This is a genomic window from Rathayibacter agropyri (assembly GCF_013249015.1).
GTDB classification, from domain to species: domain Bacteria; phylum Actinomycetota; class Actinomycetes; order Actinomycetales; family Microbacteriaceae; genus Rathayibacter; species Rathayibacter agropyri.
On sequence record NZ_JABRPL010000001.1, the window covers coordinates 765,421 to 791,122 of the forward strand.

The window sequence follows — 25,702 nt, forward strand, 5'->3', positions numbered from 1 at the left end:
TGTCCGAGGGGACCGGATCAGGCGCCGAGGCGAGCGAGTGCCTCGGCGACGGGGAGCTGCTCGCGCTCCCCCGAGCGGCGGTCCCACAGCTCCACAATGCCGTCAGCCGCGCCACGTCCGGCGATGACGATCACCGGGACACCGATCAGCTCCGCGTCACCGAACTTCACGCCCGGCGACACCTTGGGTCGGTCGTCAATCAGGACGTCGCGGCCCGCCGTCTCCAGCGAAGCACTGACCGACTCGGCGAGTTCGAGCGCCGCCGGGTCCTTGCCCGTCGCGATCACGTGCACGTCAAACGGAGCGACGTTCGCAGGCCAGAGCAGGCCGCGCTCATCGTGGGTGCTCTCGGCGATGATCGCCAGGATGCGCGTCACTCCGATGCCGTAGGAGCCCATCGTGACGGTCACGAGCTTGCCGTTCTCGTCAAGCACCTTCAGGCCCAGAACGTCGGCGTACTTGCGGCCGAGCTGGAAGACGTGGCCGATCTCCATGCCGCGGGCGGTCTCGATCGGGCCCGAGCCGTCGGGCGCCTCGTCGCCGGTGCGGACGTCCGCGACCTCCACAGTGCCATCGCCGGCGAAGTCGCGGCCGGCCACCAGGTCGAGGACGTGCTGACCCGAGACGTTCGCCCCGGTAATCCAGGCGCTGCCCTCGACGACGCGAGGGTCGAGCAGATAGCGCACGCCCGTGGCTGATTCCTCGCCGAGCACAGCGCCGTCGGCCGACCACGGGCCGATGTAGCCCTTGACCAGTCCGGGATGCTTCGCGAAGTCCTCCTCCGTCGCTGCCTCGACCTCGGCGGGCGCGAAGGCGACCTCGGCGCGCTTGAGATCGACGTCGCGGTCACCTGGCAGACCGACGATCACGAGTGCGCGGCTGCCGTCGAGCGCGGTGAGCGCGAGCACGACGTTCTTGAGGGTGTCGGCGGCGGTCCAGGCGCGGCCGTCGGGGCGAGGCTGCGTCGCGTTCGCGAGGTCGACGAGCGTCTGGATGGTGGGGGTGTCGGGCGAGTCGAAGACCCGTGCCTCCGGCTGCCCCTCGATCGGCCGTGCCGCGGGCACGGGAGTGCGGTACGCCTCTACGTTCGCCGCGTAGCCGCCGGCCGACCGGACGAAGGTGTCCTCGCCGACCGGTGTGGGGTGCAGGAACTCCTCGCTGCGCGAACCGCCCATCGCGCCCGCGTCGGCCTGGACGATGACGTACTCGAGTCCGAGGCGCGCGAAAATCCGCTCGTAGGCGTCGCGCTGGCGCTGGTAGCTGGCGTCGAGCCCGGCGTCCGTGGAGTCGAAGGAGTAGGCGTCCTTCATCGTGAACTCGCGGCCGCGCAGGAGGCCGGCGCGGGGTCGGGCCTCATCGCGGTACTTGTCCTGGATCTGGTAGATCGACAGGGGCAAGTCCTTATATGAGGAGTAGAGGTCTTTCACGAGCAGGGTGAAGAACTCCTCGTGGGTGGGGGCGAGCATGTAGTCCGCGTCCTTGCGGTCCTTGAGGCGGAACACGCCGTCGCCGTACTCACTCCAGCGACCGGACAGCTCGTAGGGCTCGCGCGGCAGGAGCGCGGGGAAGTGCACCTCCTGGGCGCCCGCCGCCTCCATCTCCTCATGGATGATCCGCTCGATGCGGCGCTTGACCCGCAGGCCCAGGGGCAGCCAGGCGAAGACGCCTGGGGCCTGGCGGCGGATGTAGCCAGCGCGGACGAGGAGGCGGTGGCTGGCGACCTCGGCGTCGGCCGGATCCTCCCGGAGCGTGCGGACGAACAGATGCGAGAGACGGGTGACCACGAGGGACGATCCTATCCGCAGTCCTTCCCCGGCCCGCGAGTCCGGCCCGCGGTCCTCACTGCGGGATGCGCGAGAAGGGTCACCACCACGCCGAGGGCGAGGTGCAGTGCGGGGCGGAGCATCCCGATCCGCCCCGCACCATCTCAGTTTGCGCCGACGGTGACGACCGGCGCACCGGTCGAGGTGTCATCAGCCGGCATTTCGGCGGCCAGGCGGTTGGCCTCCTCGATCAGCGTCTGCACAATCTCAGCCTCGGGCACGGTCTTGATGACCTCGCCCTTGACGAAGATCTGGCCCTTGCCGTTGCCGGAGGCGACGCCCAGGTCGGCCTCGCGGGCCTCGCCCGGACCGTTCACAACGCAGCCCATCACCGCGACGCGCAGGGGCACGCTCATGCCCTCGAGGCCCGCGGTGACGTCGTTGGCGAGCGTGTACACGTCGACCTGGGCGCGCCCGCAGCTTGGGCATGAGACGATCTCGAGCTTGCGCTCACGGAGGTTGAGCGACTGCAGGATCTGCAGGCCGACCTTGACTTCTTGCGCCGGCGGGGCGGAGAGGGACACGCGGATGGTGTCGCCGATGCCCTCGCCGAGGAGGATGCCGAACGCGGTGGCCGACTTGATGGTCCCCTGGAACTCCGGTCCCGCCTCGGTCACGCCGAGGTGCAGCGGCCAGTCGCCCCGCTCGGCAAGCTGGCGATAAGCCTTCACCATGACGACCGGGTCGTTGTGCTTGACCGAGATCTTGAAATCGTGGAAGTCGTGCTCCTCGAAGAGGCTGGCCTCCCAGACCGCGCTCTCGACAAGCGCCTCGGGCGTCGGCTTACCGTACTTCTGCAGGATGCTCGGCTCGAGCGAGCCGGCGTTGACGCCGATGCGGATCGACACGCCAGCGGCCTTCGCAGCGGCAGCGATCTTGCCGACCTGGTCATCGAACTTGCGGATGTTGCCCGGGTTCACGCGGACCGCGGCGCAACCGGCGTCGATCGCGGCGTAGACGTAGTTCGGCTGAAAGTGGATATCGGCGATGACCGGAATCTGGCTCTTCTTGGCGATGATCGGCAGCGCCTCCGCGTCATCCCGGCTCGGCACCGCCACGCGGACAATGTCGCAACCGGAGGCGGTCAGCTCGGCGATCTGCTGGAGCGTCGCGTTGATGTTCGTCGTCGGCGTGGTGCACATCGACTGGACGCTGACCTGCGCGTCACCGCCCACAAGCACCTTGCCGACCTTGATCTGGCGAGACTTGCGGCGGGGGGCGAGGGTCATGGGGACCTTGGGAAGACCCAGATTCACTGCTGGCACGCGCCCCATCGTACGCGCGCCGCGAGACACGCCGTCCGCTCGCCGCGTCTTCCCAGCCGCCACCCTTACCGGGGGAACCCCCGACCGTCGGGGCAGCCCGCAACTCCTGGCTCCCTAGCCGATCCGGGGTTCCCTGAGGCACGCCAGAGCCGCCCCCGGCAGGCCCCCCTCTGAGGCGGACGCGGGAATCGCGTGTCAGCGATTCCCGCAAGCCGCACGCCCGACGCTCCACCCACGCCCACACCCAGCAAGCCAACCGCGGCACGCTGGGCAGGGACCGGCGTGCAAGAAAACTCAGAACAGCGTGATCGGCTTGACAATGTCGGCGTACATGAGCAGGACGCTCATCCCGCCGAGGATCAGGACGACCACGTAGGTCAGCGGGAGCAGCCGGGCGATATCAACGGGGCCGGGGTCCCGGCGACCGAAGAGCTTTGCAATGCGGCGGCGCAGACCCTCCCAGAGGGCGCCGATGATGTGGCCACCGTCCATCGGCAGCAGCGGCACCAGGTTGAAGACCAGCAGCGCCACATTCAGCGAGGCGAGAACACCGACCATCGTCTGCACCTTCGACACGATCGGTAGCTGGTCGGAGGCGGCGATCTCACCCGCGATGCGCCCGACGCCCACCATGCTGATCGGACCGTTGGCGTCGCGGGCTTCGGTGCCGAACGCGGCCTGAGCGACGTCGATCAAGCGCTGCGGCAGGTTCAGGATGACGTGGGCGACGCTCGTGATGTTTTGCCAGACGGTCCCCGGCACCGCGGTAATTGGCTGCTGCGCGAGCGCCGACGTGGGCGAGATCCCGATGAAGCCGACGGTCTGCGTCTGGACGGCACCCGAGGCATCGGTCACGGCAGCGCCGGCGGCGTCAGTCACCGCCACCTGGTTCTCGGCCGGGGTGATCGTCACTGTCAGCGGGGAGCCGTTTCGCTCCACAACGACGCTCAGCGGCACGCCCACGGAACGCTGGATGATCGGCGTGAGGTCGTTCCAGGTGCGAACCGGCGTGCCATCGATCGCGGTGATCGTATCGCCGGGGAGCAGACCAGCCGCGGCGCCGGGAGCGAGGGGATCGTCGGCGGTGCAGGTCGCGGTGGCGCGCTGCGACTCCGGGACCACGCACTGCGAGACGGCGGCGAGCGTGCTCGTGCTCTGCGGGATCCCGATGCCGCAGAGCAGCACCGCGAACAGGACCGTCGCGATCACGAGGTTCATGAACGGCCCGCCGATCATCACGATCACCCGCTTCCAGACCGGGAGGCGGTAGAAGGCCCGGTGGTCCTCACCCTCGCCGATGGTCTCGGCACTTGCGGCTCGGGCCTCGTCGATCATGGTCGGGCGTGTGGGCTCGCGCTTCTGGGTCGACTCGGAACCGATCCCCTGGAAGATGCCGACGGGCGACTCCGTGACGGGGTCTCCCGGGTGCTTCGGCGGGTACATCCCGATCATCGCGATGTAGCCGCCGAGCGGAATCGCCTTCACCCCGTACTCCGTCTCACCCCGGCGCCGCGAGAAGAGAGTCGGGCCGAAGCCGATCATGTACTGAGTGACCTTGACCCCGAAGAGCTTGGCCGGCACGAGGTGCCCGACCTCGTGCAGCGCGATCGAGAGGGCGACCCCAACGGCGATGATGACGACGCCAAGGACGAAGAGCAGCACGGATTCCACCGACACACTGTAGGCCGGACCCGGCAGTCCACGCTGGGGTGCGCCTGCACGTCCACGATGAGCTGCGCACGCTGCACGCTGAGAGACCTCCTCGTCCACGTTGAGGAGATCACACGTCAGCTAACGCCGCGTCAGCCGCTCACACCCCCGCAATCCGCGCGTCCGCCGCGCGCCGCGCCCACTCCTCCGCCGCGGCCAGCGACTCTCGTGTCAGCGCACCCTCGGCGCTGTGCGCGTCGACCACCGCCTCCACGGTCGCGAGGATGTCGAGATAGCCAATCCGCCCGGCATGGAACGCCTGCACCGCCTGCTCGTTGGCGGCGTTGAACACGGCTGGGTAGGAGGCGCCAGCTTCGCCGACGCGCTTCGCAAGGCGGACGGAGGGGAACGCCTCCTCGTCCAGCGGCTCGAAGGTCCACGCGTGCGACCGCGTCCAGTCCAGCGGCACGCCGACTCCGGCGACGCGGTGCGGCCAGTCGAGGCCGAGCGAGATCGGGAGGCGCATGTCCGGCGGCGATGCCTGCGCGATGGTCGACCCGTCGACGTACTCGACCATGGAGTGGATCACCGACTGCGGGTGCACCGTCACGTCGATCCGGTCGTAGGGGACGCCGAAGAGCAGGTGCGCCTCGATCACCTCGAGCCCCTTGTTGACCAGGGTCGAGGAGTTGGTGGTGACGACCAGGCCCATGTCCCAGGTCGGGTGGGCGAGGGCCTGCGCGGGGGTGACGTCGCGGAGGGAGGCGCGATCGCGCCCGCGGAAGGGTCCTCCGGAGGCGGTGAGCACGAGACGCCGAACCTCGCGGTGCTCGCCGGCCAGCAGCGCCTGCGCGAGGGCGGAGTGCTCGGAGTCCACGGGCACGATCTGCCCGGGCGCGGCGAGCGAGGTGACCAGCTCGCCGCCGACGATCAGCGACTCCTTGTTTGCCAGCGCGAGCGTCCGTCCCTCCTCGAGCGCCGCGAGCGTCGGACCGAGACCCACCGAACCGGTAATGCCGTTGAGCACCACGTCCGCATCGACCGAGCGGATCAGCTGCTCCGCCTCCTGGACCCCGAATGCGGTGTGCTCGACTCCGAAGGCCGCTGCCTGCTCGGCGACCAGAGCACGGTTCGAGCCGGCCGCCAGGCCAACCACGTCGAACCGCTCACGGTGGGCCCCGATGACGTCGAGGGCCTGCGTACCGATGGACCCCGTCGAACCGAGGATGATGACCCTGCGCATTTGCTCATACTGGCACGGTGGACGGGCAGCGCCAGGGTCAGCTCACGGCGAGAATGTCGATCACGAACACGAGGGTGTCGGTGCCGCTGATCCCGGCTTTCTGGTTGCCAGCGTCGCCGTAGCCCTTCGCAGGTGGGATGCTGACGAGCACCTGAGAGCCAACGGTCTGGCCGACCACTGCCTCCTTGAAGCCCTCGATCACCCCGCCGGTGCCGAAGGAGGCGGGAGCAGGCTTGCCCCAGCTCTGGTCGAAGACCTTGCCTGTGCCCCAGACCACACCCTGGTACTGCACGATCAGCTGGTCGCCGTCGGCGACGGTGGCTCCGGAGCCCTTCTTGAGCACCGCGAGCTGGAGCTCGGCGGGCGGGTCAGACGCGGGGATGGTGACGGTCGGAGCGCCGTCCTCGGCGAGCGCCACCGTCGGCAGCCCGTCCACGGGGGGCTGAGGCTCGCCGTTCGCCGCGGTGGGAACGATCCGCTCGACGTCGATGACCATCACGATCGAATCGGTGGCGGTGAGGCCGAACTGGCTCTGCCCGGCATCGCCGAAGGCGTCGGCCGGAGGCACGACGGCGACCACGCGGGAGCCGACGGTCGCGCAGTTCACGGCCTTCACCAGCCCGGCGAGGTACTGGGTGGTGTCGACTTTAAAAGCCGCGCGCCCACCCGAGGCGTAGCTGCTGGCCGAGAACTCGGTGCCGCTCGTGCCGTTGTAGAGGGTGTAGTCGACGAGCACCGTGTCGCCTTCGGTGACCTCGTCTCCGCTGCCCTCGATCGCGACCGCGCGCTCGGTTGACTCGACGTTCAGCGGGCTCGGGAAGACGGTGACCGGCTTCGAGGCGAACCCGCCGCTGGTCTGCACCGCGGCGGTCGCGTCACCCGCGCTGGCGCAGCCGAGCGGAGCGGAGGAGGCGGTGGGCGCACTGTCCGGTGCCGCGGCGGTGCACGCCCCGAGGCTCAGGGAGGCGCCGAGGACGGCGAGGATCGCGAGTGTTCTGCGCACAGGGGGACCTTTCCTGACCGGCCGCGGCCGGGGGACGTTCGAGAGTTCTGGGGGATCGTCTCCATCTTGGGGGACGCGCCTCGGGAGGTGCTGGACGCCGGGCGCGCCTGCTCAGGCCCGGACGGCGCTGCTCGCTTAGCATCGGACTATGCGTGAATTCTCGGTCCCCCAGTCCCGAAAGCTCGTTACCGAGCTCCCCGGCCCGCGCTCCGTAGCCCTGCAGGAACGCCGCGTCGCGAGCGTCTCCCGCGGCGCAGGCACGCTCGCGAACATCTACATGGACCACGCCTCGGGCGCCGTCCTGGTCGACGTCGATGGCAACCGCCTGATCGACCTGGGCTGCGGCATCGGAGTGACCACCATCGGCCACGCGCACCCCGCCGTGGCCGCGGCCGCCGCCGCTCAGGCCGAGAAGCTGACGCACACCCTCTTCACCGTCACTCCGTATGAAAACTACGTGAAGGTCGCCGAAAAGCTCGCCGAGATCACTCCGGGCGACTTCGAGAAGCACTCGATCCTGGTGAACTCCGGAGCGGAAGCGGTCGAGAACGCCGTGAAGATTGCACGGAAGTACACGGGCCGCCGGGCAATCGCGACGCTCGACCACGCCTTCCACGGCCGCACCAACCTCACGATGGCGATGACCTACCGCCCCTGGCCCGAGCGCGCCGGCATGGGCCCGTTCCCAGGTGAGATCTACAGCCTTCCGATCAGCTACCCCTTCCGCGACCCGGCCGGGATGACGGGCGAGGAGGCGGCCGAGCGCACCATCGACTACATCACTACCCACATCGGCGCGCAGGAGTTGGCGGCCCTGTTCGTCGAGCCCATTCAGGGCGACGGCGGCATCATCATCCCCGCGCCCGGCTACTTCCGCCGCCTCTCCGAGTTCTGCACCGAGAACGGCATCGTCTTCGTCGCCGACGAGATCCAGGCCGGCATCGCCCGCACGGGCACGTGGTACTCGATCGAGCACCACGGAGTCGTCCCGGACCTGATCACGACCGCCAAGGGCATCGCCGGCGGCTTCCCGCTCGCGGCCGTCACCGGTCGGGCCGAGATCATGGATGCCGTGCAGCCCGGCGGTATCGGCGGCACCTTCGGCGGCAACCCCGTCTCGACCGCGGCCGCGCTAGCCACCTTCGAGGCCATCGAGTCCGAGGGCCTGCTCGAGGAGGCACAGCGCGTCGAGCGCCTTCTGCAAGCTCGGATCGGCGACTGGGCCGAGCGTTTCGCGGTCGTCGGCGAGGTGCGCGGCAAGGGCGCCATGTGGGGCGTCGAACTCGTCCACCCCGGCACGACGAAGCAGTACCCGGAGGCGCTCACCGCGATCCTGAAGCACGCCACCACGAACGGAGTGATCGTCCTCGATGCCGGCAGCTGGGACAGCGTTCTGCGGATCATGCCGAGCGTCGTCATCAGCGAGGAACTCATCGACGACGCGGCAACTGTGATCGAGGAGGCGCTCGCCCAGTTCGGCTGAGCGACCGCATAGCCGGTGCGGCATGAACGCGCCGGTATCTTCGTCGGAATGCAGACCGACGACGAGAGGCCGACTCCCCCGGGGATCGGCCTCTCCGCACGTCTGGCGCGCCTCGGGATCGGCGGCGTGGGTCGCCTGGTGTACCGGCCCGTCGTAGAGGGACGCGAGAACGTTCCGGCCTCGGGCCGCGTGATCCTTGCCAGCAATCACCTCTCGTTCATCGACTCCCCCGTGCTGACCTTGCTCGCGCCGAGGCCGGTGCAGTTCCTGGCGAAGTCGGACTACTTCACGGGCACGGGCGTGCGCGGAGCCCTCTCGCGCGCCTTCTTCACCACGGTCGGCGCGGTGGCCATCGAGCGCGGCGCCGGGCAGGCCGCGCAGCAGGCGCTCGACCTCGGCCGTGCGATCCTCGAGCGCGACGAGGCTTTCGCCCTCTACCCCGAGGGAAGGCGCTCGCGCGACGGGCGCCTCTACAGGGGGCGCACAGGAGTCGCGTGGCTGGCCCTGACGACCGGCGCACCCGTCGTGCCAGTCGGCCTGATCGGCACGCAGGAACTGCAACCGGTCGGCACGCGCGTCCCGCGCCTGCACCGGATCACCGTTCGTTTCGGCGCACCGCTGGACCTCTCGTCGCACGGCTCCGCCGACTCCGGCCGCGCTCGGCGCCATGCCACCGACGAGGTGATGGACGCCATTCACGTGCTGTCGGAGCAGGAACTCGCGGGCGCCTACAACGAGTCGCCGCCCACCACGACGGCCGAGCGCGTCCGCCGCGCACTCGGGCAGGAGCGCCGCTGAGGGTCAGCGCGCGAACGCCTCCGGCTCGTGCGCAACGGGGAAGTTCACCGAGTTCGCGATGAAGCACAGCTGCGATGCTTCCGCGTGCAGGGCCTGCGCGAGTGCGACCATCGACTCGTCCGCGACCATGACGCGGGGCCGCAGCGTCACCGAGGTGAAGCGGCCGCCTTCGCCCTGCTGCACCATGCGGCCGATCGCGTCGTCGGTGTAGCCCGTCACGACCACTCCGTTCTTCACGGCCACGTGCAGGTACGAGAGGAGGTGGCACTGCGCGAGTGCCGCCAGGAGCAACTGCTCCGGGTTCCAGCGATCGGCGTCGCCACGGAAGGGCGTGTCGGCCGAGGCGAGGATCGGCGCCGGGCCGTCGGCCGAGACCACCAGTTGGCGCCCGTACTCGCGGTAGCCGCTCGTCCCTGACCCGCGGTTCCCCTCCCAGACGACGGACACCGCGTACTCGTGCTCGGACTTCATCATGTCTCCTCCTCGGCGGCGATGGACCAGGCCGGTCGAGCCGGTCTGGACCTCTGGGCGCCGGACCCCCGCGGGTAGACTCCGAGGATCATGACAGACACGCTCGCCCCCCAGGTTCCCACGTCCGCAGTGCCCCAGGAGCGGCTGGTCGCGACTGAGATCCCCGGACCGCGATCCCGGGCCCTGCACGAGCGTCGCCTCGCCGTCGTCCCCACCGGAGTCGGCACCGCGCTCCCCGTCTACATTGATCGCGCGCACGGCGCGATCCTCGTCGATGTCGACGGCAACCGCTTCATCGACCTCGGAGCCGGCATCGGTGTGACCACGATCGGCCACACCGACGACTCGGTCGTCGCCGCAGCCACCGAGCAGCTCGGGCGACTCACGCACACTCTCTTCACGGTCACGCCCTACGAGCCGTACATCCGCGTGGCCGAGCTCCTCGCCGAGCACACTCCGGGCGACTTTGCAAAAAAGACCGTGCTGGTCAACTCCGGCGCCGAGGCCGTCGAGAACGCCGTCAAGATCGCGCGCAAGCACACCGGCCGCCCCGGAGTCGCGGTGCTCGACCACGCGTACCACGGCCGCACCAACCTCACGATGGCGATGAACTTCAAGGCCCTGCCCTACGGCCTGGGCTTTGGTCCGTTTGCCAGCGACGTGCACCGCGCGCCAAGCTCGTACCCCTACCACGACGGCCTCTCGGGCGCCGAGGCGGCCGAACGTGCCATCTCCTCTCTTGAGAAGACCGTCGGCGCCTCCGCTCTGGCCTGTCTCGTCGTCGAGCCCATTCAGGGCGAGGGCGGCTTCATGGTCCCCGCGCCGGGGTTCCTCCCCGCGCTGCAGGAGTGGTGCACGGCGAACGGCATTGTCTTCGTTGCCGACGAGATTCAGTCGGGCATGGCCCGAACCGGCGCCTGGTTTGCGAGCGAGCACCTCGGGCTGGTCCCCGACCTGGTCCTCTCGGCTAAGGGCATCGCGGGTGGCCTCCCGCTCGCGGGCGTCACCGGCCGAGCCGACATCATGGACTCCGCTCAGGCCGGCGGGCTCGGCGGCACCTTCGGCGGCAACCCGGTCGCCGCCGCGGCCGCCGTCGCCGTCTTCGACCGCATCGAGCGTGAGGGCCTGCTCGCCGAGGCCGATCGGATCGGCGCCCGCCTCGGAGCGGCCCTGCGCAGCCTGCAGGAGCAGTACGAGATCATCGGCGACGTCCGCGGGATCGGCGCGATGATGGCGATCGAGCTCGTCCAGCCCGGCACCGCCGGCACGACCAAGGAGCCGAACACCGCCGCCGTCCAGGCCATCATCGACTACGCCGCGCAGCACGGCGTCCTCGTGCTGAGCGCCGGCACCTACGGCAACGTTGTCCGCTTCCTGCCGAGCCTCGTCCTCACCGACGACCTGCTCGATGACGCCCTCTCGGTCATCGCCGACGCCTTCGCCACCCTCTAGCCGGTCCACCGCCGCGATCCGCCCTGTGAAACGCCGAGTGTGGCGAACACGTCGGTGCGCGCGCCCACCTCCCGCGGTGGGTGGCGGGGCGGATAGGGAGGGTCGGCGAGTCGGGCAAGATGGAGGGATGTCCGCAGGAACCTTCACCGTCGCCGAGTCCGTCGAGCTGGCGGTGGTCGAACGCTCCGGATTCATTGAGTCCCGTCACGCAGGGTCGGCCGTGCTCCTCGACTCCGAGGGCCGCGTCGCGCGCACCCTCGGCACGCCCACAGCACCGGTCTTTCCGCGCTCCTGCCTCAAGCCTTTCCAGGCCCTCGCGGTCATGACCGCGGGGGTCGAGCTGAGCGGGGCGGAGGCGGTTATCGCCACTGCAAGCCACGCCGGTCTCCCGCAGCACGTCGCTCTGGTGCAGAACCTGTTGGTCCGTGCCGGCCTTGACCACACTGCGCTACAGTGCCCGGCCGACTGGCCCGGCGACTCCGCGACCCGGGCTCAGCTCCTTCGTGCAGGCGCGACTCCGGACCCGCTCTTCATGAACTGCTCCGGCAAGCACGCCGCGATGCTGCTCGCCTGCGTGCAGAACGGCTGGAGCACCGAGGACTACCTCGAGAGAACGCATCCGCTGCAGCAGCACATCGTCGACACGATTGAGCGCCTGACCGGCGAGCGCGTCGTCGCGACCGGGATCGACGGCTGCGGCGCCCCGGTGCACGCGCTCCCGCTGACGTCACTGGCCAAGGGGATCTCGCGAATCGTCTCCTCCTCCCCCACCTCGCCGTTCGGTCTGTACCGCCAGGCCGGCGTCCTGACGACCGCGATCCTCGAGAATGCGTGGGCCATCGACGGACCGGGCCGGGACAACACGGTGGTCATCGAGCGCCTCGGCCTCGTCGCCAAGCTCGGTGCCGAGGGTGTGCTGGTCATGGCCTCGCCCGACGGGACAACCGTCGCGCTGAAAATGCTCGACGGGAGCCTGCGTGCGGCGACGGTCGTCGCGCTCAAGCTCCTCGTGGAGGCCGAGATCGTCGAGCGCGCCGCGGCGAACGAGGTCTTGCTGCGCCTTGATCCCGTTGTCTCGGGCGGCGGGCGCCCGGTCGGTGCGATCCGCGCCTCCTACGTCTAGCCGTCCTGATTCCGCGCGAGGCGCTTCGCCCGCGACGCCGACGTCACCTGCGTGAGCACGACGACGACGATCGCCAGCACGAACACCGCCGACGCGATCACGTTCGCCTCGGCCGGAACGCCACGCGCCGCGGCAATGTAGATGTACTTCGGAAACGTGCTGACGGATCCGGAGGTGAAGTTCGTGATGATGAAGTCATCGAAGCTCAGCGCGAACGAGAGCAGTGCCGCAGCGAGGATGCCCGGGAGCAGCAGCGGGAACGTGATCCGCCAAAACACCTGCGCCGGCGACGCGTAGAGGTCGCGTCCCGCCTCCTCGAGCGCCGGATCCAGGATCGCCACTCGCGCCTTCACCGTCACCACGACGAAGCTGATGCAGAACATCGTGTGCGCCAGCACGATCGTGACGAGACCCTTCTCGACGCCGACGCTGAGGAACTGCGCGGCCAGACCCGCACCGAGCACCACCTCCGGCGTCGCCATCGGGAGGAACAGCAACAGGCTGATCGCCGAGCGGAACCGGAAGCGGAACCGCACCAGGGCGATCGCGATCATCGTGCCCAGCGCCGTGGCCAGCACGGTCGCAACCACGCCGACCAGCAGGCTGGTGCCGAAGGCCGTCATCACCTCCTCGCTGGTCCAGGCCGACACCCACTTATCGAGGGTGAAGCCGCGCCAGGCGAGATTGCTCTTGCCTGAGTCATTGAAGGAGAAGACGAGCGTGTAGCCGATGGGGATCAGCAGGAAGATCAGTGCCAGCGCTGTGTAGACACCGAGGCCCAGGCCCGGGAAGCGCCGGAGCCGCCTCGCGGGAGACGGAGCGGGCGCGCCAAGCGCCTCCTGGGCGCTGGCAACCGGACGGTCGGCGGTGGCGGTCACAGGAGGTCCTCCGTCCCACTGCGCTTCACGTACACGCCGACAATGACCAGGATCGCGGCCATCAGGACGATCGAGAGCGCGGCGGCGGCCGGGTAGTTCTCGAGCGTGAGAAAGTTGGCCTCGATCGCGTTGCCCACCATCGAGGTCTGCGACGAGCCGAGGAAGTCGCGGCTCGCAGTGACGTAGTCGCCCGCGGCGGGGATGAACGTGAGCAGAGTCCCCGAGACGATACCGGGCATCGAGAGCGGGACCGTCACGCTCCAGAACACCGAGGCCGGAGGGGCGTAGAGGTCCGAGCCGGCCTCCAGGAGGCGTAAGTCCAACCGCTCGAGCGTCGTGTACACCGGCAGGGTCATGAAGGGGATGAAGTTGTAGGTGATGCCGAACACCACCGCGATCGGCGTGCCGGTGAGGTGGCCGTCGCCGGGCACAATCGCCAGCGCTGTGAGCGCCTGCACCAGCGGGCTCTCATCGGCGAGGATCTGCTTCCAGGCCAGCGTGCGCAGCAGGAAGCTGATGAAGAACGGCGCAATCACCAGCGTGAGCAGCAGATTCTGCAGGAGCGGCCACGGCCGGGCCTTCACCCCGATGACGTACGCCAGCGGATAGCTGATCAGCAGCGCGAGAACTGTCGCACTGAGCGCGTAGCCGAAGGAGCGCACCGCGTGCGGCCAGTAGTCGGCCATCACGATGAGGTAGTTCTGCCAGGCGAAGCCGGGCGCGTACTCCCCGATGTCCCCGTCCGGGATCTCGGCCTGGAACGAGGTGAGCACGAGCGAGATCAGCGGCGCCAGAAAGAACAGAAGCAGGTAGGCGATGCCCGGCACCAGCAGGACGAGGGCGACGGTGGAGCGCCTGCGGACGGGAGCATGCGACGCCGGTGCCGGACCCGAGGCGAAGGCAGCGAACGCCACGCCTACGCCCCTGCCCGACGGCCGACGAGCAGGCCCCGGCGCTGAAGGGCGATCGCGCTGGTCGAGTCGTCGGCCTCGAAGCGCGGCACCGTTCCCGGCTCGTCCGCGAGACCGAAGCCATGCTCGGTGCTGAAGGTCACCCACACCTCGGCGCCCTCCGAGACGACCGGTCCGAAGACCATGTTCTGCGCGAAGACGACCACGGGCCCGAGCCCCGGCACCTGGATGGTGTACTGCGTGCTGACCCCGCTGAAGGAGACGTCGATCACCCGGCCGGGGCCGAGGACGTTCCGGTCCGAGCTCGCGGGCGGCTCCTCGGTCAGCAGCAGGAGCTTCTCGGGTCGCACGCCCACCGTGATCTCGCCGCTGGTGCGCACACAGCGCGCGGTGGGGACGATGACGCGGTGGCCGCCCGCATCGACGGTCAGCGCGCGGTCGGTGGAGCCGACCACCTCCCCGGTGACGAGGTTCGACTGCCCGAGGAAGTTGGCCACGAAGGCTGTGCGTGGCAGCTCGTACAGTGCTTCGGGGGCGCCCATCTGCTCGATGCGGCCCCTGTTCATCACCGCGACGGTGTCGGCCATCGTCATGGCCTCTTCCTGGTCGTGGGTGACGTGGAGGAAGGTGAGCCCGATCTCCTCCTGGATGGACGTGAGCTCACGCTGCATCTGTCGGCGCAACTTCAGATCGAGGGCGCCCAGCGGCTCATCGAGCAGGAGCAGCGCGGGGCGGTTCACCAGCGCCCGCGCGAGGGCGACCCGCTGCTGCTGACCGCCCGAGAGTTGGGCGGGGCGGCGCTGGGCGAGGTGGTCGAGCTCGACCAGCCGCAGCGCCTCGTGTGCCTTGCCGATCGGGTCCGCGATCCTGCGTCGCTTCAGCCCGAAGGCGACGTTCTCGAGGACCGACATGTGCGGGAAAAGCGCGTACGACTGAAAGACCGTGTTGACGGGACGCTCATACGCCTTAGTCGCGGTGACGTCGCGGCCGCCCAGGAGGATCCGCCCGGCCGAGGGCTCTTCCAGTCCCGCGACGAGGCGGAGCGTCGTCGTCTTGCCGCAGCCCGACGGACCGAGCAGGGCGAAGAACGAGCCCGCGGGGATGGTGAGATCGAGCGAGTTGACAGCCGTGAAACCCGGGTACTGCTTGCTGATCCCGACCAGCTGGAGGTCGGCGCCACTCTCGGCGAAGGTTCCCATCATCATCAGATGCCCAGAAGCACCTTCTGAAACTCGGCCTGGTACTCCTTCTCCTCCGCAGCCGTCAGGGTCCGGAACACGCGCGCCTGCGCGAGCGTGTCCTCGTCGGGGAAAATCAGCTGGTTCTCGGCCAACTCCGGATCGATACTCGCCATAACGTCCTTCGCTCCGTCGACGGGCGTGACGTAGTTGACCCAGGCGGCCACCTCGGCGGCGACCTCAGGCTCGTAGTAGTAGTTCATCAGTGCCTCCGCATTGGCCTTACGCTGCGAGCCCATCGGCACGACGAAGGTGTCATTCCAGAGCGTGCCGCCCGAATCCGGGAAGGCGAATTCCCATTTGTCGCCCGCCTCCGCGTTGATAAGCGTGATGTCGCCAGACCAGCAGATCGCCGCGAGGGTGTCCTCGTTCTGCAGGTCGTTGAGGTAGGCGTTGCCCCTGATAGAGCGGATGTGGCCGGCGTCGACCTGCTTGCGGAACACGTCGATCGCGGTCATGAACTCGTCGCTGCCCCACGTCCCGGCGATATCTGTGCCCTGCGCCAGCATGATTAGCCCGATGGTGTCGCGCATCTCGCTCAGCACGCCGACCCGACCGCGCAGCGACGGATCCCACAGCTCCTCGATGCTGGTGATCCCCTTCGGCAACTTCTCCCTGTTCCAGCAGATGCCCGAGAATCCGGCCTGGTACGGGAGGGACAACGTGCGGCCCGGATCGAAGTCGGGATTCGCTAGTGACGGCGTCATATTCACGATGTTCGGGATGTTGGCGTGATCGAGCTTCTGCACATAGCCACGACGGACGAGGCGCGAGACCATCCACTCCGTGAGGCAGACCGTGTCGGAGCCGATGTACTGTCCGAGCGCGAGCTGGTCTTTGACCTTGCCGTAGTAGGAGTTGTTGTCGTCAACAGCGACGTTGTAGGTCACTGAAATGCCGCTTCGCTCCTCGAAGCTCCTCAGCGACGGGTAGTTGCCGTCGTCGTCCTCGTCCATGTAGGCGGGCCAGTTGTCCCAGACGAGGCGCGGATCCGTCGCGGAGCGATCGGCGGCTGCGATCGGAGCGGCCCGAGTCCGCGGCGCGCACGCGGCCAGGGCCAGGGCACCGGCGCCGAGTCCGACGCCACCGAGGACCGCTCGCCGCGAGAGGACCGCTCGGCGCTCACGATCGTGCGAGCGGGCGACGGCGATAGCGTCGCGGAGGACGGGATCCCTCGGAAGGGGACGGGTCATGGCGGGAACTCCTGACTGCGTCGATGCTCGTGCCCACCGGCGTGAACGTGGGGAAATACTGGCACAGCGCTCGTCCGCCTGTCACGGTGAACGGAGGAGAACAGCCATCCGGAAACATGATCGTCACGAAATCCGTGCTTTACGGGAGCTAAGACCGCCGATTCGGTCTCTCTGAACGGAGAGGAACAGGACCCGTGAAGCGCGCGCCGATGGGCCGCGGGCTCAGCGCTCGGTTGGCGGACGTCCGGAACCGTCGGCCGATTCGTCGACCCGTTCGACCGCCATCTCGATCGAGGCCAGCAGGAGGCGGCTGCCGATTTTTGCGCGGTAGCGGCGGCCCGCCTCGAGCGGGAGGGGTGCCTGGGTCGGTGCGACGAGCACGGAGCCGTTCGCGGACCAGCGATCACGCACCCAGAGCCCCACCTCATCGAAGCCGAACTCCAAATGCGTCTTGGACAGCGACCGCGATGGGTCGGGCACAGACAGGATGTGGCGGAACGTCTCGTTCGGGTCCGGCAACGGCTCGCGCCCGATCAACCCATTGCCGGTGACGACGGCGCGTTGGCCCGTCGCGAAGCTCAAGCGTGCGAGGCCCTGAGACGGTGGAGCGATCGGGGCGCCGGGTGCTGGCCTGCGGTGACGGCCCGGCGCGAGACCCGGCAGCCACGCGCGGCGGGAGGGGTCGAGGATGGTGGTGTCGCCGGAGGAGGCGGGGCGCGAGGCGCCGTGCACCGCATGTGCGGCCACCGATGCTCCGCACTCGCCGCAGAGGATTGCCCCGGGAGCGAGGGTGGAGCCACACGTACTGCAGATCACCGAGAACGCCCTTCCTCTCCCCATCGTACCCAGCGCGGCGGGACCAACTGCCGGGGGCGCCTCTCCCGACGCGAACCAGCATCCGGAGGCGGAGTTCTCGGAAGCCTGTTGGGTCTCCTCACGCCGTCGAGTTGGGATTCTCGTCGCTGCTCACCGCGAGCACGTCGACGACGATCACCGTGATGTTGTCGCGGCCTCCGTTCTCGAGAGCCGCGTCGATGAGCGAGTCTGCCGTCTCCTGAGCCGAGCCGCCGACACCGAGGAGGTGGCCGAGCCCATTATCGGTGAGCTCTTTCGTCAGCCCGTCCGAGCAGACGAGGAGCCGCGAGCCGGCGAGCACGGGGACGAGGCGGTAGTCGGGAATTGGCGGCTCGTGGAATCCGACCGCGCGAGTGATGACATTGCTGTGCGGATGCACGTCGGCCTCGTCGCGAGTGATCAGCCCGGCGTCGACAAGTTCCTGGACGATCGAGTGGTCGACCGTGAGCTGCACCAGTGCTCCGGAGAAGCTGAGGTAGACCCGCGAATCGCCGATGTTGAAGACGGACCAGTAGGGTTCGCCCCCCACAGCGGTGAGCGCGATTCCCGTGACGGTCGTTCCGGTCCCGCCGTCGGCCGTCTGCGACTGCCGGGCGATGTCCCCGACCGCCTCGCGCAGCGCCCGGTCGATCTCCTCCGCTCCGACGGTCGCTCCGAGTGCCGCCGTCGAGAGTCGCGAGACGACAGCGTCGCTCGCGACCTCGCCGGCCGCGTGTCCGCCCATCCCGTCGGCGACTGCGAAGAGGGGACTCTTGGCGAGATAGCTGTCCTCGTTGGCGCTGCGGACAAGCCCTGTCTCGGTGCGGGCGGCCCAGCCGAGAGTCACCTCCGCTGAGGGGGCGTCCGAGGTCCAGGCCGAGACGGGGACGGTGATGGACGCCCGGCTGCGGCCGATCTGCGTCATCGCGTCTCCTCGCTCTCACCGAGGCGCACCGGGGCCTCAACTGCTCCTGATCGTATCGGCTGGTTCGTGCCTGTCGTCGCGAAGTGAAGGAGGGATGACATCGCAGAACGGCGCTCGCGTCGATGTGCCCACGACCACCGATTCCGATATGTGGAGCGGGTTTTCCCTGCGGATTCACTTGCCCGACCCCCAGACGACTGCGAGAATCACCGCATGACGCCTTCTCGCCCTCCTTCTCAGCGCCCCGTCCAGTTCGACGAGGTCTCGAAGGCGATCATCGAGCAACTGCAGGCTGACGGCCGACGCTCGTATGCCGAGATCGGGAAGGCGGTCGGGTTGAGCGAGGCGGCCGTTCGGCAGCGCGTCCAGAAGCTCACGGAGTCGGGTGTCATGCAGATCGTCGCGGTGACCGATCCGATGCAGCTTGGCTTCTCTCGTCAGGCGATGATCGGGGTGCGAGTGGCGGGCGACACTCGTGACGTGGCCGATCGGCTCGCGTCGATGCCTGCGGTCGACTATGTGGTGCTGACGGCCGGCTCCTTTGACATCCTCGCCGAGGTCATCTGCGAGAACGACGATGACCTGATCGCCCTGCTCAATGAGGACATCCGCTCGATACCGGGCGTCCTCTCGACCGAGACGTTCGTCTATCTGAAACTCCATAAGCAGTTGTATAACTGGGGAACGCGGTAACCGATGACCACAAAGACAGCCTTCTCGACTTCCGGCCTCGCGTCGGGCGAGCCCGTCCGCGGTGCCGATGCTCCTGGCGGGATCGACGACGCGTCGTTGCAGAAGAAGGCACAAGACCATCTCTGGATGCACTTTACCCGGCAGTCCACAATGGACTCTGGCGCGGGAGTGCCGATCATCACTCGCGGCGAGGGCCACCACATCTGGGACAGCACGGGCCGGAAGTACTTCGACGGACTCTCCGGCCTCTTCGTTGTGAACGCAGGCCACGGACGCAAGCGTCTGGCCGAGGCAGCAGCGAAGCAGGCCTCCGAGCTCTCCTTCTTCCCGCTCTGGTCGTATGCCACGCCCTCGGCCATCGGGCTGGCCGACCGTCTCGCTCATCATGCTCCCGGCGACCTGAACCGCGTCTTTTTCTCGACCGGAGGGGGTGAGGCCGTCGAGACGGCGTTCAAGCTGGCCAAGCACTACTGGAAGCTGCAGGGCAAGCCGGGTAAGCACAAGGTAATTTCGCGCTCGGTCGCCTACCACGGCACCCCGCAGGGCGCCCTCGCTATCACCGGCATCCCGGGGATGAAGTCGATGTTCGAGCCGATCGTTCCCGGCGGTTTCCGGGTGCCGAACACGAATTTCTACCGCGCGCCCGAGCACGCCGACGACCTCGAAGCCTTCGGGCTCTGGGCGGCGAACCGCATCGAGGAGATGATCGAGTTCGAGGGCCCCGAGACCGTTGCGGCCGTGTTCCTCGAGCCGGTGCAGAACTCCGGCGGCTGCTTCCCGCCTCCGCCCGGCTACTTCCAGCGGGTGCGCGAGATCTGCGACAACCACGACGTGCTCCTCGTTTCGGACGAGGTCATTTGCGCCTTTGGGCGGATCGGCCACATGTTCGCTTGCGATGAGTACGGCTACGTGCCCGACATGATTACCTGCGCCAAAGGCATGACCAGCGGCTACTCCCCCATCGGCGCGACAATCGTCAGCGATCGGATCTACGAGCCCTTCCGCCACGGCCAGGTCGTCTTCCCGCACGGCTACACCTTCGGCGGGCACCCCGTCTCGGCCGCGGTCGCCCTCGAGAACCTCGACATCTTCGAAGAGGAGGGTCTCAACGAGAGGGTGCGGGAGAACTCGCCTCGCTTCCGCTCGACGCTCGAGAAGCTCCTCGACCTGCCGATCGTGGGCGACGTGCGCGGTGCCGGCTACTTCTTCGGAATTGAACTGGTCAAGGATAAGGCGACGAAGGAGACGTTCGACGAAGACGAGTCCGAGCGGTTGCTGCGGGGCTTCCTTTCGAAGGCGCTGTTCGACGCGGGCCTCTACTGCCGAGCGGACGACCGCGGGGACCCGGTGGTGCAGCTCGCTCCCCCGTTGACGATCGGGCAGACCGAGTTCGACGAAATCGAGCAAATTCTGCGCGGCGTTCTCACCGAGGCCTGGACGCGCCTGTAGGCACCGGGAGGGGCCGCCGCTCATGCGACTTGACCCGGTGGCACGGCGCGAGCCGGCGTCCCTCCGGGGCCGTTCCCGCTGAGGGCGGCGGCGAGGCGTCGAGCGGCGACATGGTGCGGGTCCAGCCGCACCGCATCGTGGGCGAGACCCCGTGCCTCATTGGCGCGTCCGTCTCCCACGAGCAAGCGAGCGAGCACGACGAGCACGGCGGCGCGCTCTGTGGCTGGCGCGAGCGCCGCAGTACGGGCGAGCACTTCGACCAGCGAGGATTCGGCTGACGAGAAGCGAGGGCTGACGGTGCGGCTCAGGAGCAGCACTCGATCGGCTCCTGCGCCGCGCTGAACGGCGACGATGAGAGCGGCTGCGCTCGCCGCGCGCACCAGGCCGGTCGAACCGCTGACGGCCCGACGCACCAGGTCGTCTACCCCCGCGAGGATCGCCTTCGGCAGCTCGGCCCGTGGGTGCCGGTCGAGGAGTCGGTCCACCGCGGAGGCGACCGCAAAGGACTCGTCACGATCGACCTCAGGAACCAGCGCAGTCGCTCCTCTCTGAAGGGTGTCACGCGCTCCACCATGCTGCGCGGCTCGCTGACCCGGCGACACAGCAGGAGTGTCGTGCCGCCGCTTGAGGGAAGCGCTCAGGCGCTCGCACACATCCTCCGGTCCGATATCGGGACGGAAGGCCGACGGCGTCCGGTCGAGGTCGTCGAACCGTCCGAGCGCTGCGCGACGAGTGCGGAGGAGGGAATGGGCGAGCGGGGACGAGAAGTGCAGGAGTGATGGGGTCATGGGCCGATCCTGCCCAGGAGAACGAGGTCCGTGCGGTGGCATTGACCCTGCCGTCGGAGAAACTGACCGATTTGCCCGCTGTGGAGGGAGCTAACCCACTGGCGGTCGTGAGGCAACTCCTGGGGAGCGGTCACGCCGCTGCCTACTGTCAAAGGACGACGTCAGGAGCCGCCATGAGTCACCAGAGCACCACCCTCCGATCGGAGGACGAGACGAGCAGCCTGCATTCCGCCCTTGTCCTGATCGCCTTCCTCGCGATCTCCTTCGCGGTCGCAGGATTCGGCACGGTATCCACCCTGTCCAACGTCAACGGCTGGTACGCCACGGCCGAGAAGGCTCCCTGGTCTCCCCCGAACGTGTTATTCGGACCCGTCTGGACGGCTCTCTATATTCTGATGTCCGTCGCCGCCTGGCTCGTCTGGCGGCGACGTGGTGAGCGGGGCGCCCGCGGGGCCCTGATGCTCTACGTCGCGCAGCTCGTCGTGAACTGCCTGTGGACACCGTTCTTCTTCGGCGCCTATCCACTAATCGGCCCGTCGGCGCTCTGGATCGGCCTCGTGATCATCGTGGCCCTCGACGTGCTCGTGTTCCTCACGCTGAGAGCCTTCGCGCGTCACTCTAAGCTGGCTGCGGCGATGCTCGTCCCCTATCTCGGCTGGGCTCTCTTTGCGACAACTCTGAACGCCGCCGTGGCGGTTCTGAACGGCTAATCGTCCCTCCACAGGCAAAAATTCGGCGGTCTCTCCACCAGAGTTCGATTTCCGGCGGTCCGGCCGCAACGCCGCCGTTACTCTCGACGCATGAGAACCACTCCACTCCATGTGCAACGCGCATCCAGCCCCCTCGGTCGCATCGAGGTCGGCAGTGACGGCGAGTCGATCGTCTCGCTCTCCATCGAGCAGGGTGGCCGGCTCCCGCACGAGCACCTCCCGGAGTCTCGGCTCCCCGTGCTCGACCGGGCGATCGAGCAGCTAGGCGAATACTTCGGCGGCGTGCGACGCGCCTTTGACCTCCCGGTGACGTTGCAGGGAACGCCCTTCCAGCTCGAGATCTGGCGCCAACTCCAGAGCCTCGGCTTCGGTGAGATCACCTCCTACGGCAGACTCGGCACGGTGACCGGCCGTCAGCGCTCGGGCCGGCCGATCGGCGGAGCAGTGGGCGCCAATCCAGTGCCGATCATCATCGGCTGCCACCGAGTGCTCGCCGGCGATGGCCGCATCACCGGTTTCAGCGCAGGTGAGGGCATCACGACCAAGGCCTGGCTGCTCGATCATGAGGGAATCGCGCACCGATGAGTTCCGTCGAGGGCCTACGCCTCGGCGAGGACGGGATCATGCGGTGCGCCTGGAGCGGCACGGACCCGGAGTACCGCCGGTATCACGACGAGGAGTGGGGCACTCCCCTGCACGGCGATCGGCCGCTCTTCGAAAAGATTTGCCTCGAAGGATTTCAATCGGGACTGTCCTGGCTCACGATCCTGCGCAAACGGCCGCGCTTCCGCGAGGCCTTCGCCGACTTCGACCCGGAGATGGTCGCCGCGATCGACGAGCAGGATGTCGAACGTCTCATGGAGGACAGCGGCATCATCCGCAATCGCGCGAAGATCCTGGCCACCCGCGACAACGCACATGCCACCCTCGCGTTGGTCGAGCGCGACGGCGTCGGAGCGCTCGACCGCCTCGTCTGGTCCTTTCACCAGGACGGCGAGGAGAGCCGCGTCCTCCGCCTGCAGGATGTGCCGTCGACGACGCCCGCCTCCGACGCTCTCGCCCGGGCTCTCAAGCAGGAGGGCTTCCGCTTCATCGGACCAACCACGGCTTACGCGCTGATGCAGGCCGCGGGAGTCGTCAACAACCACCTCACGGGCTGCGCACGCCGCACGTGACCCCTACGTCTCCGGAACCTCGAGGTCGATTTCACCCGAGCCGTGGTGGCGAGCGAGCGTGAATCCGCGGGACGAAGCCCACTCCGAAAGCTCGTTTAGCGACTCGGTCGAGACCCGGTCCTGCACCAGGGCCCGGACGAAACGGCCCTTGCCGTGCTTATTGAAGTGGTTGAGCGAGCGCAACCGTCCATCCGCATCCCGTGTGCGCACCCGAACGAAGAAGCGGCGCTCCCCCGCCTCGAGGGGGCCCAGCGCTGCGTACGCCTCACTCCGCAGATCGAGGACGAGCCCGGCGTGCGCCGACAGCGCCCGCCCTGCCTCCGCCGCCCACCACCGACGCAGCGGCATTCCGGGCACTCGGGAGTCGTGCGACAGCCGGTAGGCCGGGATCGGGTCAAGCGCCCCGACCGGTCCCCAGAGAGCGGACTGGATGACGACGCTTCGTCCAAGCGCCTCGCGCCCGCCTGCGTCAAGACTCGCCGCGTCGAGAGCGTCGAACAGCACGCCGTCGAAGCGGTCTGCCGCCGCCAGTCCTGGTGCAGATGCCAGCGCCGCGTTGCGATCGACCTCGCCGAGCTGCCGCGGACCCAGCTTCAGGGCCTTCGCCGAGAGCTCTCGATCGGATGACAGCTCGATGAGCGCGTCCCGCAGAGCACGCCGCTTCTCCAGCAGCTCAGGAAACGCGAGCGCCTCGAGCGCGAACGGCAGCGCTCCGCCGTCGCGCTTCGTCTCCGACGGCGGGAGCAGGATCTGCACGGAATTCCTTCGAGCAACAACAGAACACACGACGGAGGGACCCGACGATCGCGATGATCGCCCGGTCCCTCCGGTGCCGCAGTGAGCGGCAATACGTCAGACGAGTGCCGCCTCGCGGGCGACGACGGTCACGACGTCGTTCTCGACAGAGAGGAAACCGTCCTCTGCCTGCGCGGTGAGGTGGGTGCCGTCCGCGGCCGTGACCCGGACCTCGCCCGAGGCGAGGATCGCGAGCAGCGGCTCGTGGCCGGCCAGGATGCCGATCTCGCCCTCGACGGTGCGGGCCGTGAGCTGCTTCGCTTCCCCCGACCACACCTCCGCGTTGGCGGAGACCACGCTGACCTTCAGGGTCCCGGCCATGATCAGCCGTTCTCCTTCTGGATCTGGGTCCACTTCTCCTCGACGTCCGAGATCGAGCCGACGTTGAAGAACGCCTGCTCGGCCACGTGGTCGAACTCACCCTTGGTGATCGCGTCGAACGACTCGATCGTGTCCTTCAACGGGACCGTGGAGCCCTCGACGCCGGTGAACTTCTTCGCCATGTAGGTGTTCTGCGAGAGGAACTGCTGGATCCGACGTGCACGCGACACCGTGATCTTGTCCTCCTCCGAGAGCTCGTCGACACCGAGGATCGCGATGATCTCCTGCAGCTCCTTGTTCTTCTGCAGAATCTGCTTCACGTTGGTCGCCACGCGGTAGTGATCGGCGCCCAGGTAGCGAGGATCGAGGATGCGCGAGGTGGACGTCAGCGGGTCGACCGCAGGGTAGAGACCCTTCGACGCAATCTCACGCGAGAGTTCGGTCGTCGCGTCGAGGTGCGCAAACGTGGTCGCCGGAGCCGGGTCGGTGTAGTCGTCGGCGGGAACGTAGATCGCCTGCAGCGAGGTGATCGAGTGTCCGCGCGTCGAGGTGATGCGCTCCTGGAGCACGCCCATCTCGTCGGCGAGGTTCGGCTGGTAGCCCACCGCAGACGGCATGCGACCCAGCAGGGTCGATACCTCCGAGCCGGCCTGCGTGAAGCGGAAGATGTTGTCGATGAAGAGCAGCACATCCTGCTTCTGCACATCGCGGAAGTACTCCGCCATGGTCAGCGCCGACAGAGCGACGCGCAGCCGCGTTCCCGGCGGCTCGTCCATCTGGCCGAAGACGAGGGCGGTCTTGTCGAACACGCCCGCCTCCTCCATCTCGGCAATCAGGTCGTTGCCCTCACGCGTGCGCTCGCCAACGCCGGCGAACACAGAGACACCACCGTGGTCCTGCGCGACGCGCTGGATCATCTCCTGGATAAGGACGGTCTTGCCCACGCCCGCCCCGCCGAACAGGCCGATCTTGCCGCCCTGGACGTACGGAGTAAGGAGGTCGATGACCTTGATGCCGGTCTCGAAGAGCTCGGTCTTGGACTCAAGCTGGTCGAACGCCGGCGGCTTGCGGTGGATCGGCCAGCGCTCGGTGATCTCGAACGACTCGCCGTTGATCTTCCCGTCCGCGTCGGCGTTGAGCACCTCGCCGATCACATTGAAGACCTTGCCTTTGGTCACATCGCCGACCGGCACCGAGATCGGCAGACCGGTGTCGTGGACCTCCTGGCCGCGGACGAGTCCGTCGGTGGGGTTCAGCGAGATGGCCCGGACGAGATCGTCGCCCAGGTGCTGAGCGACCTCGAAGGTCAGCTTGCTCGAGACGCCCTCGACCTCGACGTGCGTGTAGAGCGCGTTGTAGACCTCGGGGATCGCGTCGTGGGGGAACTCGATGTCAACGACGGGGCCGGTGACGCGGGCGATGCGGCCAATGGCTCCGCCCGATGTCCCGGTCGCCGCCTCAGGTGCGGTCAGTGTCATTGC

25 protein-coding genes are annotated in these 25,702 nt (G+C 68.3%); 9 read left to right on the plus strand and 16 right to left on the minus strand.

All coding sequences use genetic code 11. The features are described 5' to 3' along the window. Positions 1-17 precede the first annotated feature (17 nt). The 5 genes from HRF29_RS03565 to HRF29_RS03585 all read right to left on the minus strand — a co-directional run bounded on the left by HRF29_RS03565 (position 18) and on the right by HRF29_RS03585 (position 6,984). Positions 18-1,784 (minus strand): proline--tRNA ligase, encoded by a 1,767-nt coding sequence (locus tag HRF29_RS03565; RefSeq protein ID WP_173244691.1) that lies wholly within the window; start codon positions 1,782-1,784, stop codon positions 18-20. Positions 1,785-1,927: 143 nt separating this feature from the next. Further along, complete coding sequence (ispG, locus tag HRF29_RS03570; RefSeq protein ID WP_173244694.1) at positions 1,928-3,088, minus strand: flavodoxin-dependent (E)-4-hydroxy-3-methylbut-2-enyl-diphosphate synthase; 1,161 nt, start codon at positions 3,086-3,088, stop codon at positions 1,928-1,930. A 294-nt stretch (positions 3,089-3,382) separates the two neighbouring features. Next, a complete protein-coding gene (locus tag HRF29_RS03575; RefSeq protein ID WP_343043633.1) occupies positions 3,383-4,759 on the minus strand; it encodes a M50 family metallopeptidase in 1,377 nt (458 codons plus the stop codon). A gap of 139 nt (positions 4,760-4,898) precedes the next feature. Further along, positions 4,899-5,981 carry a 1-deoxy-D-xylulose-5-phosphate reductoisomerase gene (locus HRF29_RS03580; protein ID WP_173244697.1) on the minus strand — a complete coding sequence of 361 codons (1,083 nt, stop codon included), beginning with the start codon at positions 5,979-5,981 and terminating at the stop codon, positions 4,899-4,901. Positions 5,982-6,018: 37 nt separating this feature from the next. After that, complete coding sequence (locus HRF29_RS03585) at positions 6,019-6,984, minus strand: FKBP-type peptidyl-prolyl cis-trans isomerase (RefSeq protein WP_173244700.1); 966 nt, start codon at positions 6,982-6,984, stop codon at positions 6,019-6,021. A gap of 148 nt (positions 6,985-7,132) precedes the next feature. Between HRF29_RS03585 and HRF29_RS03590 the strand changes: the two genes are divergently transcribed. Together HRF29_RS03590 and HRF29_RS03595 are read left to right on the plus strand one after the other, a co-directional pair. Next, positions 7,133-8,467 carry an aminotransferase class III-fold pyridoxal phosphate-dependent enzyme gene (locus tag HRF29_RS03590; RefSeq protein ID WP_173244703.1) on the plus strand — a complete coding sequence of 445 codons (1,335 nt, stop codon included), beginning with the start codon at positions 7,133-7,135 and terminating at the stop codon, positions 8,465-8,467. Positions 8,468-8,515: 48 nt separating this feature from the next. Next, on the plus strand, positions 8,516-9,265 hold the full coding sequence (locus tag HRF29_RS03595; protein WP_173244706.1) for a lysophospholipid acyltransferase family protein: 750 nt from the start codon (positions 8,516-8,518) through the stop codon (positions 9,263-9,265). A 3-nt stretch (positions 9,266-9,268) separates the two neighbouring features. Here HRF29_RS03595 and HRF29_RS03600 read toward each other — a convergent pair whose 3' ends face one another. Then, a complete protein-coding gene (locus HRF29_RS03600; protein ID WP_173245927.1) occupies positions 9,269-9,736 on the minus strand; it encodes an OsmC family protein in 468 nt (155 codons plus the stop codon). Positions 9,737-9,826: 90 nt separating this feature from the next. On the opposite strand from HRF29_RS03600, the gene gabT reads away from it, so the two are divergent. Beyond that, complete coding sequence (gabT, locus tag HRF29_RS03605; protein ID WP_173244709.1) at positions 9,827-11,188, plus strand: 4-aminobutyrate--2-oxoglutarate transaminase; 1,362 nt, start codon at positions 9,827-9,829, stop codon at positions 11,186-11,188. A 127-nt stretch (positions 11,189-11,315) separates the two neighbouring features. Then, the gene (locus tag HRF29_RS03610; RefSeq protein ID WP_173244712.1) at positions 11,316-12,311 is read left to right on the plus strand and encodes an asparaginase; all 996 of its coding nucleotides are present in this window, start codon (positions 11,316-11,318) and stop codon (positions 12,309-12,311) included. Here HRF29_RS03610 and HRF29_RS03615 read toward each other — a convergent pair. The 6 genes from HRF29_RS03615 to HRF29_RS03640 form a co-directional block, all read right to left on the minus strand. Then, the gene (locus tag HRF29_RS03615; RefSeq protein WP_246226687.1) at positions 12,308-13,093 is read right to left on the minus strand and encodes an ABC transporter permease; all 786 of its coding nucleotides are present in this window, start codon (positions 13,091-13,093) and stop codon (positions 12,308-12,310) included. The two genes, HRF29_RS03610 and HRF29_RS03615, sit on opposite strands and share 4 nt — an antisense overlap. A 92-nt stretch (positions 13,094-13,185) precedes the next feature. Then, complete coding sequence (locus tag HRF29_RS03620; RefSeq protein WP_173244715.1) at positions 13,186-14,103, minus strand: ABC transporter permease subunit; 918 nt, start codon at positions 14,101-14,103, stop codon at positions 13,186-13,188. 2 nt (positions 14,104-14,105) lie between these two features. Next, entirely contained in the window at positions 14,106-15,305 is a 1,200-nt protein-coding gene (locus HRF29_RS03625; RefSeq protein ID WP_173244718.1) for an ABC transporter ATP-binding protein, read from the minus strand. Then, positions 15,305-16,531: an ABC transporter substrate-binding protein gene (locus HRF29_RS03630; RefSeq protein ID WP_173244722.1), complete on the minus strand. Its 1,227-nt coding sequence runs from the start codon at positions 16,529-16,531 to the stop codon at positions 15,305-15,307. The genes HRF29_RS03625 and HRF29_RS03630 overlap by 1 nt, the downstream gene beginning before the upstream one ends. 222 nt (positions 16,532-16,753) lie before the next feature. Continuing rightward, positions 16,754-17,278: an FHA domain-containing protein gene (locus tag HRF29_RS03635; RefSeq protein WP_173244725.1), complete on the minus strand. Its 525-nt coding sequence runs from the start codon at positions 17,276-17,278 to the stop codon at positions 16,754-16,756. Positions 17,279-17,465: 187 nt separating this feature from the next. Beyond that, positions 17,466-18,290: a PP2C family protein-serine/threonine phosphatase gene (locus HRF29_RS03640; protein WP_173244729.1), complete on the minus strand. Its 825-nt coding sequence runs from the start codon at positions 18,288-18,290 to the stop codon at positions 17,466-17,468. Between the two features lie 213 nt (positions 18,291-18,503). Between HRF29_RS03640 and HRF29_RS03645 the strand changes: the two genes are divergently transcribed. Then, a complete protein-coding gene (locus tag HRF29_RS03645; protein WP_173244732.1) occupies positions 18,504-18,983 on the plus strand; it encodes an Lrp/AsnC family transcriptional regulator in 480 nt (159 codons plus the stop codon). A gap of 3 nt (positions 18,984-18,986) precedes the next feature. Then, positions 18,987-20,432, plus strand: coding sequence for an aspartate aminotransferase family protein (locus HRF29_RS03650; protein WP_173244735.1), 1,446 nt, complete (start codon positions 18,987-18,989; stop codon positions 20,430-20,432). A 20-nt stretch (positions 20,433-20,452) separates the two neighbouring features. On the opposite strand, the gene HRF29_RS03655 is transcribed toward HRF29_RS03650, so the two are convergent. Continuing rightward, on the minus strand, positions 20,453-21,220 hold the full coding sequence (locus HRF29_RS03655; protein ID WP_173244739.1) for a hypothetical protein: 768 nt from the start codon (positions 21,218-21,220) through the stop codon (positions 20,453-20,455). A gap of 173 nt (positions 21,221-21,393) precedes the next feature. On the opposite strand from HRF29_RS03655, the gene HRF29_RS03660 reads away from it, so the two are divergent. The 3 genes from HRF29_RS03660 to HRF29_RS03670 all read left to right on the plus strand — a co-directional run bounded on the left by HRF29_RS03660 (position 21,394) and on the right by HRF29_RS03670 (position 23,105). After that, a complete protein-coding gene (locus HRF29_RS03660; protein WP_173244743.1) occupies positions 21,394-21,930 on the plus strand; it encodes a TspO/MBR family protein in 537 nt (178 codons plus the stop codon). A gap of 90 nt (positions 21,931-22,020) precedes the next feature. Beyond that, on the plus strand, positions 22,021-22,515 hold the full coding sequence (locus HRF29_RS03665; protein WP_173244746.1) for a methylated-DNA--[protein]-cysteine S-methyltransferase: 495 nt from the start codon (positions 22,021-22,023) through the stop codon (positions 22,513-22,515). After that, entirely contained in the window at positions 22,512-23,105 is a 594-nt protein-coding gene (locus HRF29_RS03670) for a DNA-3-methyladenine glycosylase I (protein WP_173244750.1), read from the plus strand. Before HRF29_RS03665 ends, HRF29_RS03670 begins: the two co-directional genes overlap by 4 nt. A 3-nt stretch (positions 23,106-23,108) precedes the next feature. Here HRF29_RS03670 and HRF29_RS03675 read toward each other — a convergent pair whose 3' ends face one another. From HRF29_RS03675 to atpD, 3 genes are all read right to left on the minus strand, one after another. Then, positions 23,109-23,861, minus strand: coding sequence for a peroxide stress protein YaaA (locus HRF29_RS03675; RefSeq protein ID WP_173244753.1), 753 nt, complete (start codon positions 23,859-23,861; stop codon positions 23,109-23,111). A gap of 96 nt (positions 23,862-23,957) precedes the next feature. Next, complete coding sequence (locus HRF29_RS03680) at positions 23,958-24,221, minus strand: F0F1 ATP synthase subunit epsilon (protein ID WP_173244756.1); 264 nt, start codon at positions 24,219-24,221, stop codon at positions 23,958-23,960. A 2-nt stretch (positions 24,222-24,223) separates the two neighbouring features. After that, complete coding sequence (gene atpD, locus HRF29_RS03685; protein ID WP_104277123.1) at positions 24,224-25,699, minus strand: F0F1 ATP synthase subunit beta; 1,476 nt, start codon at positions 25,697-25,699, stop codon at positions 24,224-24,226. Positions 25,700-25,702 lie beyond the last annotated feature (3 nt).

Excerpts from the sequence above, each read along its gene's own strand:
- HRF29_RS03680 (WP_173244756.1), bottom strand. The coding sequence starts at position 24,221 with ATGGCCGGGACCCTGAAGGTCAGCGTGGTCTCCGCCAACGCGGAGGTG.
- HRF29_RS03595 (WP_173244706.1), top strand. The coding sequence starts at position 8,516 with ATGCAGACCGACGACGAGAGGCCGACTCCCCCGGGGATCGGCCTCTCC.
- HRF29_RS03640 (WP_173244729.1), bottom strand. The coding sequence starts at position 18,290 with ATGACGCAGATCGGCCGCAGCCGGGCGTCCATCACCGTCCCCGTCTCG.
- HRF29_RS03625 (WP_173244718.1), bottom strand. The coding sequence starts at position 15,305 with ATGATGATGGGAACCTTCGCCGAGAGTGGCGCCGACCTCCAGCTGGTC.
- HRF29_RS03600 (WP_173245927.1), bottom strand. The coding sequence starts at position 9,736 with ATGAAGTCCGAGCACGAGTACGCGGTGTCCGTCGTCTGGGAGGGGAAC.
- HRF29_RS03580 (WP_173244697.1), bottom strand. The coding sequence starts at position 5,981 with ATGCGCAGGGTCATCATCCTCGGTTCGACGGGGTCCATCGGTACGCAG.
- HRF29_RS03665 (WP_173244746.1), top strand. The coding sequence starts at position 22,021 with ATGAGAACCACTCCACTCCATGTGCAACGCGCATCCAGCCCCCTCGGT.
- HRF29_RS03650 (WP_173244735.1), top strand. The coding sequence starts at position 18,987 with ATGACCACAAAGACAGCCTTCTCGACTTCCGGCCTCGCGTCGGGCGAG.
- atpD (WP_104277123.1), bottom strand. The coding sequence starts at position 25,699 with ATGACACTGACCGCACCTGAGGCGGCGACCGGGACATCGGGCGGAGCC.
- HRF29_RS03645 (WP_173244732.1), top strand. The coding sequence starts at position 18,504 with ATGACGCCTTCTCGCCCTCCTTCTCAGCGCCCCGTCCAGTTCGACGAG.
- HRF29_RS03655 (WP_173244739.1), bottom strand. The coding sequence starts at position 21,220 with ATGACCCCATCACTCCTGCACTTCTCGTCCCCGCTCGCCCATTCCCTC.
- HRF29_RS03660 (WP_173244743.1), top strand. The coding sequence starts at position 21,394 with ATGAGTCACCAGAGCACCACCCTCCGATCGGAGGACGAGACGAGCAGC.
- HRF29_RS03630 (WP_173244722.1), bottom strand. The coding sequence starts at position 16,531 with ATGACCCGTCCCCTTCCGAGGGATCCCGTCCTCCGCGACGCTATCGCC.
- HRF29_RS03590 (WP_173244703.1), top strand. The coding sequence starts at position 7,133 with ATGCGTGAATTCTCGGTCCCCCAGTCCCGAAAGCTCGTTACCGAGCTC.
- HRF29_RS03670 (WP_173244750.1), top strand. The coding sequence starts at position 22,512 with ATGAGTTCCGTCGAGGGCCTACGCCTCGGCGAGGACGGGATCATGCGG.
- gabT (WP_173244709.1), top strand. The coding sequence starts at position 9,827 with ATGACAGACACGCTCGCCCCCCAGGTTCCCACGTCCGCAGTGCCCCAG.
- HRF29_RS03610 (WP_173244712.1), top strand. The coding sequence starts at position 11,316 with ATGTCCGCAGGAACCTTCACCGTCGCCGAGTCCGTCGAGCTGGCGGTG.